A 13,551-nucleotide genomic window follows, 5' to 3' on the forward strand; every position below is an offset into this window, starting at 1 on the left:
ACAACGCCGTTGAAGAGTCATTGACACGTACCGCGCCCTCGCCTACCGTCGATGCAATAGCTGTTGTACGTACAACGTCGCAGGAGTGGCGTTGGGGCGTACATGAGTAGTAGCGAGGTCCGGACCGCTCGCAACGATCCGGACCTCAGGGTCGAAAAGCCCCGTCGAAAGGAACCCGACCCATGACCATCATCGTCCACAACCCTTCGTCAGGAGAACTGGCGAACCTCAGCAACGCCGAACTAATCACCACGGCGCTACGCCCTCGTGCACTGCGTAAGCAGTACGAAGCTGCCCTCGCCGAGCGCCAGCTGGCGCTCAAGGAACTGGTCGCCCGTCGTGTAAGCGGTCGGGTGCTCGCCGCGACGCTCGGCATGACCTACACGCGCATTCGTCAGATCGTGCGAGGAGGTCGGCCGTGATGGACCTCAACTTCATCACCGCCCTGCCCGCTGCGAGTGCAGGACTTGGCCTGATCGCTATCTCGGTGCGGGCATCGATCCGCCGCGAGCGGAGGACGCTTGCCGAGCTGGACGAGCTGCGGGCGAGCCTGTGGATGGCCGAGCATGTCGACCCGATGACGGGTCTGCGCAATCGGCGCACGCTCATCGAGGAGCTGACCGCCCGGCAGGCTCAGGGCGGCTCCTGGTCGCTCGTCCGCTTCGATCTGGACAAGTTTGGGGCGGTCAACAAGAGGTACGGCCACGAGAACGCCAACTTCGTGTTGCAGGAGGTCGCTCGGCGGCTGGAGATCGGCGCCGGAGAGCACGGCCTTGCGATGCGGATGCACGGCGACGAGTTTGCGATCATCGCGCCCTACAGCGCCGACATTGCAGCGCCGGTGATGGAGCGCGTGGCGGAGAGCGTCGCATGCCCGATCCGGATCCAGGCCGACCCGACGCTGATCGAGCCCGCGTCGACCGACCAGATTGACGGCGACGCCGCCGAGCTGGTCATCACCGTGACGACGTCGGTCGGGCTGGTCGACGGCGATTCCACCGTCGACCTGACGACGCTACTGGATCGGGCTGACCTCGCTGTTTACGTATCGAAGGGCTCGAAGCAGGTGGAGGTGTGGCAGCCGCCGGCCGCCACTGCGGTCCAGCTGCCAGGCAGCCCGACCGTCACGGTCGCCGACCTGGACTCGGTACCGCTGGTGTTCGCCGGGGGTGTCCGATGACGACGTTGACCGTTCCCGACGCGCGTACAGCCAACCTCGGCCCGGACGTGCTGACCAAGGCCGGGATCCTGCTCAGCGCAGCGGTCGGCCCGAATCCGAGCATGCTGACGCGCAAAGACCTGCACAAGGCCGTGAGCGCGGCGGTGCAGTCGCTGCGGCCGGGGAACACCTGGGAGACCACGGAAGCCCTCGCCGACGAGGCCCTGGCGATGTTCACCGACTTCCTCGACCTCATGCACGAGCTGGATCGGCACTTGCCGGGCGGCGACCAGCTGTCGGTGTGGGTGCACGGCCGCCGCGTTCAGGCGGTCAGCTGGACCCTCCTCGCGGCGGCCGAGCGGTGGCGGTACGAGCTGCTGGCGGCCCGAGTCGCCAGCCTCACCCCTGGGGGTGGCTGGTGACCGGCCCGAAAGTGATGCAGGCGCTGACCGTGCGCCAGCCGTGGGCGTGGGCGATCGCGCACGCCGGCAAGGTCGTCGAGAACCGGTCCTGGTCGACGTCCTACCGCGGGCTGCTGGCGATTCATGCCGGGCTGAAGTTCGACCCGGTGGGAGCCCGGTCGCAGCAGATGCTGCGGGCGTGGGGCACATGGTGGCTGGACCGGCCCCGGAAGGGCGCGGCTCTGCCGAAGTTGACGCCCGACGCGCAGTACATCGAGCGAGGCGCGTTCGTGGCAATCGCCCAGCTGATCGACGTGCACCTGGCCGCCGACAACTGCTGCTGGGGCTGGGGCCAGCACCCGGGCCAGGACGATCCCGACCTGTACCACTGGCAGCTCACCGGAATCGTGCCGCTGGCCCGCCCGGTGCTGGCGACCGGTGGGCGTCGCTTGTGGACGCCGACTGACACGGAGCTGAAGGCGCTGACCAAGGCGGCAGCGCAGTGACGATGAAGACCACGCGGCGGCCCGTACGGGCCGCCGCCACCACCGGGGAGGGGCAGGCATGAGGATCGTCCGGATCGCCACCATCGACGACGTCCAGACCGACGAGGACCTGATCAAATTTTTCCAGTACCAGCGCAAGCTCATGCTCATGTTCGCGCGTGAGTACGCGAACACTGCGGCTGAGCTGTCGGCGATGTTGAAGGCGCACGACAAGCGGGCCAAGGTCCGCAGGCGGCACAAGGTCGTGCGGCCGCTGGGCCTGGCGGCTGCGGTGATGATGCTGATCTGCCGCTACGTGACCTTGGCGGCGCGACGCTTCCAGGTCGAATACCAGGCGGAGATCCAGGCGGCTAACCGCCGTACCAGCCGCGCGGGCAACAAGACGATCACGTTCGGGAGCTGACCATGGCGAAGATGACGCTCAAGCCCGGTGCTGGCGGGAACTTCGGGTTCTCGGCCGGCGGCATCCGGGCCTCTGCCTCCGGCAATCCGATGCCGTACCTGCTGCCGTGGCTGCTGGCGGTCGCGATGGTCGTCCTGGCCGTCGTGGTCCGCTTCGGGCTGGCCAGCGACTCGGCGTTCTCCTGGATGTGGTCGGTGCTGACCGCTGCGGTGTACGCCGGCTTCGCGGCGATCACGTGGCGGTCGACGCGGCCGCGCGGCAACCTGACCTGCACTCTGGCCACGGGCGGCGTCGCCGTTGGTGGCCTGTGGTCCTGGGTGCTGGCGGGCCTGCCGGACCTGACCTGGCGGCCGTTCGCCTTCTACGGGCTGCTGGCGATCCTGGCCTGCGGCGGGGCGAACGTCTACACGGTGTTCAAGCACGGCCCGGGTGAGCCAGGGACGGGCATGTTCGACAAGCTCGGTGGGGCTCTGGAGAAGGTTCGCGGGATCAACGAGATCACGACGACGCAGGGCGGGCAGGTCAAGGCCGCCTACCAGATGGAGCCGGGCGTCTCGGCGACCGAGCTGCAGGAATCCGCGACGGCGATCGCCAGCATGTACAACCTGCCGCCGGACGCGGTGCGCATCATTCCGTCGAAGGACAACGCGAACGCCGGCCAGATGGTCCTGGCACCGCACAACCCGCTCAAGACTTCGCCGCCGTGGCCGGGGCCGTCGATCCGCAGCGGCGGTACGGTGCTCGACCCGGTCGTGCTTGGCGTACGCCGGGGCGGCGATCCGTTGCAGTACTGGATGCCGGGCGACCCGAGCCAGGGCCGCAACGCGTCGGTGGCGACCGTGACCGGCATGAGCGGCGCCGGCAAGTCGGCCCTGATCCAGATGCTGCTCATCGACGGGGTCCTGTCGCGTGGTTCCAAGGCCGAGGTCGAGTACTGGTACCTCAACAGCCGCAAGGCCGACCAGGAACCCGACTGGGTCAAGCGGGGCGCGGCCCGCTACGAGTCCACCCGCAAGGGCGTTGCCCAGGCGCTGCACGACCTCTACAACGAGTTCGGCGACCGGTCGCGCATCCTGGGCCAGCAGGGCATGAAGGAGTGGATGCCCGGGGCCAACATCCCGTTCAGGGTGATCATCTGCGACGAGTTCGCAGACGTCGCCACCGACCTGAAAAAGATCTTCGTCAACCTGTCGGAGACCGTCCGCTCGCTGGGCATCCACTTCGTGGGCGGGTTCCAGCGGGCAAGCTACGACCGGTTCCCGACGTCGGCGCGGTCCAACTTCAACACCCAGATGTGCCTGGGCGTGCAGGCCGAAGACGACGCCGATATGGCGCTGCCGGACGAGGTCCTGGCGGCCGGCGCATCGCCTTGGCTGTGGGGCGCCCACCAGCCCGGCATGATCTACATGACCGCGCCGGGCGTGCCCAGCGAGGAGTGGTCGGAGGCCGCCCGCACGTTCAAGCCGGACGACAAGCTGTTGGCGCAGTGGGCCGAGCACTACATCAACCTGCGGGACCGAGGCATGTCCTCGGCCCAGCCGACGCCGCACCCGGTCATCGCCGGATCGGTGGTGGCAACCCAGGCGGCCCGCCCGGTCAACCGGCCCGCCGCCGATGACGACGACCTGATCGACATCGACGAGCCCGACGACGACCTGGACGAGTTCGACGACACCGACGTGGACGACCTGGCCGTCGCTGCGGAGGACGTCGACGTCGACCCGCTCGACGACGACCCGGACGACGTCGACGGGCTGCTGAAGGACCTCAACGACGAGCTGGACAGCGAGGACGGCTCGGACCTGGACGAGTTCGACGACGTCGACCTGGCCCACCCGGATGTTCCCGGCGACGTCGCCGGCGAGCTGGCGGGCGTGAACCTGCGCGACGAGATCCACCCGGGCGAGAACACCGGCGGCATGCGGCTGGCCCTGACGCCGCAAATGCCGCAAGCCGAGGCCCGCGTCTACGTCCGGACCTGGCTGGCCGGGCTGTACGAGCGCGGCATCGTGCTAGTCAAGAAGGAATCCATGATGGGCGAGGTCCTAGGCGAGGTCGGCTACAAGGCGTCCTGGTTGGACAAGGTCCTCGGCGAGTTCATCAAGGAGCAGCCGCAGTGGCTGCGCCGCTCCGACAGCCGCGGCTGGTACGAGATCCTGGCCGCTCCCCCAGTTCTGGCCGGAGCAGCCGCATGAGCGCCCTGACGGCCCGCGTGGCGTGGGTTTCGGCCCACGCCACGCTCCCCATGACCGCCACCCCACGACCCCCACAGGGGCCGATTCGCGCGCGCGCGTTAGAGACGGGCCCGCGCCCGCTCGTGGCGTGCGTGGCGTGGCGTGCGTGGGCTCGCGTGGGCACCGCTACCCCTACGACAGGACGTGACGTGAAGAAGTTCGTGATGATCGCCGCCGGGCTGGCGGTGATCGGCTGCGTGTGGGGCTGCGGCCTCGTGCGTGATCAACGCCTGGCCACGGTGATCACGGTCGCGGCCGCGGCCGCCGTGGCGGCGTCGGTGCTTGGCGGCCTGGCCGGCGCCGGGCACGCCCGCGAGCGCCGCGCCTGGGCCGACTACCAGGACGTTCGGGCCAAGCTGCCGGTGGTGCGGCGGGCCTGGCTCGCGGCCCTGGCCGAGTCCGCGCGCCGGTTCGTACTGCCCGTCGCGATCGCGGTCGCGGCGCTGGCCTGGTGGAAGTGGGGACGGCGATGAAGACCCTGGCAATCCTCGGCAAGATGACCCAGCCGCTCGTGTACGACGCCAAAGGTCTCAACCGGCGGTTGACCGTGCACGGCGACGGCATGGTGACCGTGCAGGTCACGACGCTGCGCTGGCTGCTGATGAGCCGCGACCGCAAGGACGGCCGACCCCGGCAGGTCAGCTTCCCGCTGTGGGCGATCCGCGCTGGCGACCTACGCACCGCCGCCTGGTGGCGGCGCGGTCGGCTGCGCCTGGACGTTCCCGCAGCCAACGACCCCTGGGGCAAGCGCACCGAGAAGATGCGCCAGCTGCACCAGTTCCCCAAGACCAAGCCCCACAAGATCCGCTTCAACCGCCGTCAGCAGCCCTGGTTCGTCTACGCCGCCGAGCAAATCGGCGTCGACGAGCCCACCCGCGAGGAGGCATGATCAATGTCCACGCAGTACAGATCATCTGAGCCCTTGCCTGGTCGGGCTCTCGACGGGGAGATCCAGGCCCGGCCCACCTTCTATGTGGAGCAGCGCGACCGGCCCGCGCCGGTCGTCCTGAACGCAGTCGCCACAGTCGCCCCTGCCGAGCTGATCAGCCTGACCGGCGGCCGGGTGATGGTGACCGGCACTCCGCACCAGCTCAACCAGCACGTGGCCAAGTGGCGGGCCGAGGGACGGCTGGTGCATGCGGACATTCCGCAGCCAGACGGCACGCCGGGCCGCTACGCCCTGGTCGTCCAGCTCGCTCCACGCACGATCGCCCACCGGCAGGCCAGCACCGTGCAGCCGCCGTTCTGGACGCCCCGGCGGGCCCTCGTGGCGGCCGCGTTCGCGTTCATCGTGCTGGCGGTGCTGGCCTGGGCGGTCGCGGTCGCCCTGGCGTGGCTGGCGTCGAACCTGGTCCTCGTCATCGGTGGCCTGGTCGTGGTTGCCGTGATCGCGGCGAAGGCCGGCCCTCGGGTCTGCCAGACGATCGTCACCGTCACTCACCGGCACTGACCAGCCTGGACAGAACCGTACAGACTCGAACTGTCGCCCAGCCGACACTAGTTCGACAAAGAAGTTTGTCGCTACTACGATAGCGACAGCGACAAAGAAGTTTGTCGCATGACTGAGGGGAATGGACGAATGATCGTCAGTCTTGAGCCGGAGCTGCTGGAGCGGCTGTCGCGGCTCGACGGCGAGGCCTCGGCCGCCGCCGAGGAAGAGGACGAGAGCCTGCGCAAGGCGGTGCGGCTGGATCGCAAGCAGCGCAAGGTGTTTTACGTCGTGGTGCTGCTGCTGGCCCTGGTCGGCCAGGCGTCCGGCGTGGTCGAGAAGCTGGGCACCGGGTGGCTGGTCGCGTTCGGCGCGGTCATCGCCCTGGAGCTGGGCGGCGTGTCGTTCCTGTCCAACGCCGACGTACGCCGGCGTCTGGGCGAGAACGCCACCGTCTCGCGGGTGGTTGCGGTACTGGTCGCCGTCTCGGCCATCACGTTCAACCTGGTCTCGCACTGGGACACCAACTGGATGCTCGGAGCATTCTTCGCCCTGATGAGCGCCCTGGGCTTCATCAGCTGGTGGACCGACATGGAGAACCGCCGCCGCGACCGGCTGCGCGCCAAGAACCAGCTGGCCGCGGTCACCCCCTCCTACGAGCTGTGGGGCCACTGGCTGCGTCACCCGCTGCTGACCCGGCGGGCCCGCAGCCTGGCTCGGGCGTACCCGCAGCTGGGCCTCTACGGCTCGCTGGAGGCGGCGCTGATCGTGACCCGGCAGGAGAAGCGCAACGAAGCGCTGTCGGCGGCCCTGCAAAAGCGGCTGAAGAAGACCGTGGGTAAGGACATGGCCGAGATCGCCATCCTCACCTACGACATGGACCAGGTCGCTGAGCGGCTGCGCGCTGGGGCCGACTACGACGGCCTGACCGCCATCCTGGCCGCCGAGCTGTCGGCCGTGCGCGTCGGCGGTCACGTCACCCAGCGCGAGCCGATCCGCGCCGGGCGAGCCGCGTTGGACGCCGCCGAGATTCCCGCCCTGCCGGTCGGCACGACCGACCGAACCGACGTCACGGCGGACCGAACCGACTCCCGAACCACGTACGCGGCGGACCGAACCGACGCTGACGAGCCGTCGTCCAGCGACGGCCAGGACAACCGGCCGGTCCCTTCCTGGAGCCCGGCGGCCGAACCCGAGAAGGTCCTCCAGAGCGCCGGTTCGGGTCTCGACGGGCGTGGTTCTGGTCTCGACCAGGGTGGTTCGGATCTCGACCGAACCGGTTCGAGCCAGTTCGGATCCGGGTTCGAAACCACAAGCGAGCCCACCCCCAGCAAGCCCGACCTGGAGGCGCTGCTGCGGGCCGTCTGGACCGCCGGAGCCAATGCGCAGAGTGACGGAAAGCCCGCTGCGGAACCCGACCCGAACCAGTTCGGGAAGGACGAAGACGACGCTGACGACGCCGACGAAGACGAGACGGTGGAGCCCACCGCGAGCAAGATCCAGCTCGCTCGGGCGTACTGGGATGAGCAGATCGCCGCAGGTAACATGCCGCGCCCCAAGGACCTGAAGATGGCCTCGGGCGCGTCGGACAGCCTGTGCAGCCGGTGGGTCAAGCGGTGGGCGGCGGAGGCCGGCCTGGACGCGCCGGTGTCGGGCACGCCGATCAACGGGGCTCACGTTGCGTAGCGGCCCGAACTGGTTCGGAAGCGGCGCCGCTGGTACCGGCGCTGCTTCCGAACCACCTGCCCGCCATCCCGCCGCAGCGGCCGTCCAGACCGCGACGGGCGCGAGTGTGCGCGAGTGCGCACCGAGCCGAGTTCGGCCGCTTTCCGAACCTGGCTCGGCCCGGTTCGGAAGGTGGTTCGGAACGGTTCGGGTCTGGTTCGGCCGGGGTTCGGATCAGTCCCCGAACCGGACCGAACCGCCGCCACGGCGGCACCGAACCGGCGTTCCCGCAGGGGTGTGCGGGCATAGACGGGCGACTGTCAGGAACGGTCCAAACAGGACGAATGCCGATACGGGCGACACGTGCCGGACGTGGAACCCGGTCGGCGCGCCGACTCCGCAGAAGTCGGGGTTTCAGGCGAAGATGACCACCGACGCCGGTGCGAGACGCGTCACCCGAGCAAGATCAACAACAGAATAAGAAAAAGCCCCTGGACTGCTTTCAAGCCGGCAAGCAGACAGCAGTCCAAGGGCCAACCCCACCAAATTCCCTGATCAGAGGTGCGATCTCGTGATCAAGTTTGTGGGTGGGTGACGCTTATGGGCTCTCACCCGCCTCGTACGGTACCTAACCCGGAGGTCCTGCGCGACCACCGGGCCATAAATCACGCTCGGCGTGCCGAGGACGGCACGTCAGAAGTCATGCACCCGACGCACTGCGTCGTGTGTGCGGCGCGGTTCGGGCAGTACGTGATTGCAGCCGCCGGCGCGGATGCCTGCCTGACTCATCGCAACGATCCTGACTACGTCCTACGCGGCGGCGGCCGCCGCGAAACCACGCTCGCCACGGCCCCCACGACCGCCATGGCCCTGGTCACGGGCACCGACTGGAACGGCCAGGTAGGTCTGAAGCTGCCTGGCATCCCCCGTCAGGCCCGGCCGGTCGACCCGGCCTGGAACCGCCGACCCTGCGCCGCGTGCGCCCGAGCCGGGGTCCACCGCTACGGCGAGCCGCGCTCCGGATCCGGCTCTGAGCCGCTGTGCGTGCCGTGCTGGCGCGGCGGCCGCGACCGCGAGGTAGCCGACGCGATCCGGGCGGCTGAGGCCGCCTACTGGGACAGCGTCGGCGAGCTGGACACCGACCTGTGCCCGGCGTGCGGTGCCAGCGAGCCGACACCGGAGTGCTGGCTGTGCAGCTTCACCTACCTGGACCGGGCCCGCCGGGAGTTCGAGGCCGAGCAGGCCGCCGTCAAGGCCGCCCAGGACGCCGCGATCGCCGCCGAGTTCGAGCGGATCTCCACGATCACCGAGTCCGAGACGGACATCGCCGGCCTGGAGCGCGTACTCGAGCACGCCCGCTCGGTCGTCGACGCCTACCTCGTCGGCCGCGGCTGGGGCCGTCCGATCGTGCTGCTAGCAGACCTGATGGCGCGCGACGCCGCAGCTCGCACGACGCTGCGTGGGCGCCCGAACGAAGCCTTGGCCCGCGTCGGCGCGGTGATGGTGCTCGACTGCGACCCGCGCTCGGGCCGCCGCAGCCTGCCCGGCCGGGCGATGGCGGCGCGGCTCGCCGGCGTTGACAAGCGCACCGTCACCGCGGCCTGGAAGCGCATGGAGCAGCTGGGCTGGCTGACACGAACCGAGCAGGGCCGCCGACTGTCCATGGTCGAGCGTGTTGCCACCGGCCGTTGCCAGGCCCGGGCCGCGTTCGACATCGCCCCGGTGCACCGCTCCCCCGTCGACCGCGACCTACGGGCCGCCAGCGAGCCCCTGGCACTCGCGACGGTCGGCGACCTTATCCAGACCATCCTGAGCCTGGTTTCGGCCGCCTACGTCGCGCTGGACGGGCTACGCGGCCGTTCGGGTGCCGATGTGGACTGGCCCGAACGCGCCCGGCGGGCTCAGATGCGCCAGACCGCCGGGCGCGTCGCCACGGCAGCCCAAGACATCGATAGAAATTTCTTCCCCCCCCGCATGGCGTCTAGCTGTGAGTACTTAAGTTCCTGTTCGTACTGGGGTATAGAACCCTCCCGGACTCACGCGCTCCTCGTGGGTGGACGGCCTGACGGCCGGAGAGGAGAACGCGCTTCGCGCTCATCGACTAGGAGCAACCGAGCTGATCTTGATGGTCCCCGATCCAATGTGGCACTGCGTAAGCGCAGGTCACACCCTGTACAGCGCCCTAGGACGCTTCAGGCAACGCGACCTGAGCCACGCAAGCGAGTACAGCGTCCCGACTGGGCCGATTGGGCGGCCGATTTAGCCCGTGACCTGCGCAGACTCTGGCCCCAGTTGAGCAGCTCGCCCAGCAAAATGATCGCGGCGGTACTGGGGCGCAACACCGGCCCCGACTGGACCGCCACCGGACTCGCCGCCTGGATCATGAAACAGCGCAGCGGCCGCCCACTGCCCGACACGATCCACAGTGGCGCGGGCTGGCTCAAGAACGAGCTGACGCAGGCATTCAGCGGCCTCGAAGAGCCGCCCTTCCCCGCCCGGTTGGCGGCCGAGCTGCGCCGCGAGACTGTGGCCGATCAGGCGTCTGAGCTGCGTGAACAGCAGGCCTCCGCACGAGCCGAGGCCGAGCGTCGCAGGGACGACACCCAGTTGTCGGCGGCCGGCGTCAGCGCCCGCGACCAGGCCCGCGCGATCGCTAACCGTTCCGGATCCGGCACAACAACCGAGGTCAAGTCCCCCGCTGTGGTGCGGCCGCGCCGCGAGAAGCCCGCCGAGCAGCCTGGCTCGCCGCGTTCGGCGGCCGCCGTCGACCAATGCGAGGTTTCCTGGCACGGCTGCTCGGGTGAGGTCGCCGCCTATAGCGAGCCCTGGGACGGCGGCCGCGAGCGGCACTACTGCGCGGCCTGCGCAACCGCTGTTACGGCCGCCTGGTAGCCCTAGCTTGACGCGGCGGGAACGGCGCTCTACGGCGAATTCAGGGCCGAATCCAAGCCTCTCGGGTACTGGCCCTGTCGCGGCCGATCGACCGCGACAGGGCCAGTCGAATCAGTGCTGGTCGGAAGGGATCTCAGGCTCGACATCGTCCAGATGCCGACGCAGCACCGCAACGATCAACTTGTTGCGGTCCGGCACGTCTGGGTACTGATCCAGCAGGCCATGCAGGATGTCGCGTTCCACAGCGGTGAGCGTGAAGTTCACCTGCTCGGTCCCCTCGCTGCTCACTGCCTTGACCACCTCCGGCCGGGGCGGGAACAGCCGACCGAGCGCGGGCATCAGCGGTGCCGCCGCAGCCGGCTTCGGGGCGAACAGGACCGGGATCTCCTGATGATGTAGTTCGAATGCCTCGATCAGCACCGCGGCGTAGGTCCGCCCACCCGTCCTGGCGGAGTAACGCTCCAGCCGCTTCTTGAGCGAATGCCCGAGCCTGGCCGAGGTCGACGGGCGCCTGCCCACCGCGCGCCGCGACGGCTTGCGCTGCCCCGCCCGCCGCGTACGGGCTTTGGCCTGCTTCTGCTCCTGCGTATCCTCGCCCGCCTGCTCCTGGGCGTCCCCGTCGACCGACTCGTCGACGGCATGTTTCGGAGCCTGAGCGGTCGGCTGCGGCTTCTGCTCAACCGGACGCGGAGTGGGCGCGGGCGCCGCCTCCGTCCGCACTGGCGGTTCAGCCGCAGGCGCTGGCAACGGCTGGAGTACGCCGGCGACGGCTGCCCCGCGGTTCGGGCCACCGAACGCGGCGCCCAGAGACTGCGCCGGCGCTGGGTTGCGGTTACCCGGCGGCTTGATCTGCGTGTTGCTCTTCGTGGTGTCCTCGCTGGTCATGCGACTGCCCCCGCCAGCCTTTCTTCGTGCTCACGGATGTAGTGCAACGTTTCCGTCGTGATGTTCTGGTAGTCCCCCGCCAAGCCGGCCGCCGACTGCGACGAGGCGAGCCGGTGGCTGCGCAGCTCGGGATTACGCAACTGCTCCACCCAGGACGGCCCGGACAACACTTCCTGCTCCAACTCGTGAGCCAGCTGCCCACCAGCGCGGGCGTCAACGGCGGCCGCCTCGACGTAGCGCACGTGCGACCTGTAGACCGGTGCGGCCTCGCCGAGGATCAGCTCGATGCGCTCACGGATCGCGCGCATACGAGCCGTCGCCGGAATGACCTCGTTGCGGGTCTCCCCCGACTCCTCGTCGACGACCGTGCGGACCTTCTCGCCCTGGAACGTCGTGGCGACGATGACGACTCCCAGCAGCGTCAGATCGGGATTCGTGTGCTGCCGGACGTCAGCGAACACGCCGGCGATGTTCGCCACGCCCTCGTCGATGCTCGCCACGTCGGTACGGGTCGGGATGTACGCGTACCGCGACGTCGTCAGCGCGATCTCCTGTAGCGCCGGAGTGCCCGGCGGAGTGTCGATGAAGATGATGTCGTAGTCAGCGGCGTACGGCTGCAAAATGTCGAGCAGACGGAAGCGGTACTGATCCGCAGCCATCGTCATCAGTGAAGGCACGATTTTCAGCAGCTCCATGCCACCGCAAATGACGTCGAGATTCGGGCGCACACCACGCATGAACGCCAGCTCGCCCCAGCCCACCAGCGCAGCCGCGAACGCTCGGCCGCCGTCGAACTCGGGCAGCTGCTTGTAACCCAGATCCGTGCACAGATTTCCCTGCGGATCCATGTCGATCACGAGCACTCGCATGCCCCCAGCCGCACACAGCGCCGCCTGGTTAGCCGTCGTCGACGTCTTCCCCGTGCCGCCCTTGCCATTCACCGCGCACACACAGCGCGGCAGGCTACTCCGCTGCTGACGCGGTATCGGAACGTTCATGCTGACCCCTCAACCTCGCCGAATCGGCTATCACGAAGGGCTCTTCGCGGGAGCCCTAAACTCTGCTTCACGGGCAGCATTCTCACAGCTCATCCGTGATGAAGACCAGTATCGACACGGCACGAAGCAGCAACGATCCGCACACACCAACAGCTTGCCGCAGGTGCTATACGCCATCGCTACAAAGCAGAGCAACAACCACAAGCGACACTAGGCAGCACGTCCGACCTGCAACACAGCGTGCGATGCGGGCAAGAAACATCGTCATGCCAGTCCGGTAGCACGTCCGACATGAGGAATGCACGTGCAGACCAAAGGTGAGATACCTAACGCGACATGGTAGAGCTACCGTGCGTAGGACCAAGGCATGCATATCGGCCTGCTAGTCGGAGTGGCGACGCCTGCCGCAGCGCCGCTGCTACATGAGCAGCGGTAGAGGCAAGCACTACATAAGCAACACGGTGGTGCAGCTGCCATGCACGCTGAGCTGCTAACGAGGTGCGTCACATGTGCACAACGGACTGCACACGACAAGCATCACGGCAAGCATCACAGCAAGCATCACGGCAAGCACCACAGGTGCATGTCGGCAGCTGCGATGTTGCACCAAAGGTGCAGGTCGGAAAGCTACCGGCGAGCTATCCGTACAGCTACCCCGGCTAGCAGGTGCGCTCGGCAACCAGACCTAGCAGTGTCACCCACCTGACAGATCAAGGGGGTGACAAAGAAATTTGTCGCGCGTAGCGTGGGGTCTGTGGAGGTGACAAAGCGGTTTGTCACCCGGGAAGCAGGGGAGGTCGAGGATGGACAAGGCGCTTGCGGCGCAGCTGGCGGCGGGAGAATACGGCCCCTACGCCAGCGACGCTCACGCTCGGGTGGCGTGGGAGGCGAGCAGCAGGGCCGTGCCCCAGAACGAGCGGGACGTGCAGGAACTGTCGGCGCTGGCGCTCGCGCGGGCACTGGATGGTGCACGGCTGAC

General features: G+C 68.5%; 13 protein-coding genes. 11 read left to right on the forward strand and 2 right to left on the reverse strand.

The genetic code is table 11. The features are described from left to right. Window positions 1-182 precede the first annotated feature (182 nt). The 11 genes from AB0M47_RS21090 to AB0M47_RS21140 all read left to right on the forward strand — a co-directional run bounded on the left by AB0M47_RS21090 (window position 183) and on the right by AB0M47_RS21140 (window position 10,689). The gene (locus tag AB0M47_RS21090) at window positions 183-422 is read left to right on the forward strand and encodes a hypothetical protein (RefSeq protein WP_363416157.1); all 240 of its coding nucleotides are present in this window, start codon (window positions 183-185) and stop codon (window positions 420-422) included. Beyond that, window positions 422-1,180, forward strand: coding sequence for a GGDEF domain-containing protein (locus tag AB0M47_RS21095; protein WP_363416192.1), 759 nt, complete (start codon window positions 422-424; stop codon window positions 1,178-1,180). The genes AB0M47_RS21090 and AB0M47_RS21095 overlap by 1 nt, the downstream gene beginning before the upstream one ends. Beyond that, a complete protein-coding gene (locus AB0M47_RS21100; RefSeq protein ID WP_363416160.1) occupies window positions 1,177-1,581 on the forward strand; it encodes a hypothetical protein in 405 nt (134 codons plus the stop codon). Before AB0M47_RS21095 ends, AB0M47_RS21100 begins: the two co-directional genes overlap by 4 nt. Next, a complete protein-coding gene (locus tag AB0M47_RS21105; protein WP_363416163.1) occupies window positions 1,578-2,066 on the forward strand; it encodes a hypothetical protein in 489 nt (162 codons plus the stop codon). Before AB0M47_RS21100 ends, AB0M47_RS21105 begins: the two co-directional genes overlap by 4 nt. A 58-nt stretch (window positions 2,067-2,124) precedes the next feature. Continuing rightward, entirely contained in the window at window positions 2,125-2,469 is a 345-nt protein-coding gene (locus AB0M47_RS21110; RefSeq protein WP_363416165.1) for a hypothetical protein, read from the forward strand. Between the two features lie 2 nt (window positions 2,470-2,471). After that, window positions 2,472-4,664 (forward strand): hypothetical protein, encoded by a 2,193-nt coding sequence (locus tag AB0M47_RS21115; protein WP_363416168.1) that lies wholly within the window; start codon window positions 2,472-2,474, stop codon window positions 4,662-4,664. 188 nt (window positions 4,665-4,852) lie between these two features. Further along, complete coding sequence (locus tag AB0M47_RS21120) at window positions 4,853-5,176, forward strand: hypothetical protein (RefSeq protein ID WP_363416171.1); 324 nt, start codon at window positions 4,853-4,855, stop codon at window positions 5,174-5,176. After that, window positions 5,173-5,592 (forward strand): hypothetical protein, encoded by a 420-nt coding sequence (locus tag AB0M47_RS21125; RefSeq protein WP_363416174.1) that lies wholly within the window; start codon window positions 5,173-5,175, stop codon window positions 5,590-5,592. The genes AB0M47_RS21120 and AB0M47_RS21125 overlap by 4 nt, the downstream gene beginning before the upstream one ends. Window positions 5,593-5,625: 33 nt before the next feature. Beyond that, complete coding sequence (locus AB0M47_RS21130) at window positions 5,626-6,153, forward strand: hypothetical protein (protein ID WP_363416177.1); 528 nt, start codon at window positions 5,626-5,628, stop codon at window positions 6,151-6,153. Between the two features lie 108 nt (window positions 6,154-6,261). Next, window positions 6,262-7,818: a hypothetical protein gene (locus AB0M47_RS21135; protein ID WP_363416180.1), complete on the forward strand. Its 1,557-nt coding sequence runs from the start codon at window positions 6,262-6,264 to the stop codon at window positions 7,816-7,818. Window positions 7,819-8,499: 681 nt separating this feature from the next. Beyond that, window positions 8,500-10,689 carry a hypothetical protein gene (locus AB0M47_RS21140; RefSeq protein WP_363416183.1) on the forward strand — a complete coding sequence of 730 codons (2,190 nt, stop codon included), beginning with the start codon at window positions 8,500-8,502 and terminating at the stop codon, window positions 10,687-10,689. Between the two features lie 111 nt (window positions 10,690-10,800). Here the strand turns inward: AB0M47_RS21140 and AB0M47_RS21145 are convergent, their stop codons facing one another. Continuing rightward, window positions 10,801-11,574, reverse strand: a complete 774-nt coding sequence (locus AB0M47_RS21145; RefSeq protein ID WP_363416186.1) for a hypothetical protein — start codon at window positions 11,572-11,574, stop codon at window positions 10,801-10,803. After that, window positions 11,571-12,572, reverse strand: a complete 1,002-nt coding sequence (locus tag AB0M47_RS21150; protein ID WP_363416189.1) for a ParA family protein — start codon at window positions 12,570-12,572, stop codon at window positions 11,571-11,573. The genes AB0M47_RS21145 and AB0M47_RS21150 overlap by 4 nt, the downstream gene beginning before the upstream one ends. Window positions 12,573-13,551 lie beyond the last annotated feature (979 nt).

Source organism: Hamadaea sp. NPDC051192, from assembly GCF_040682475.1.
Taxonomy (GTDB): Bacteria; Actinomycetota; Actinomycetes; order Mycobacteriales; family Micromonosporaceae; genus Hamadaea; species Hamadaea flava.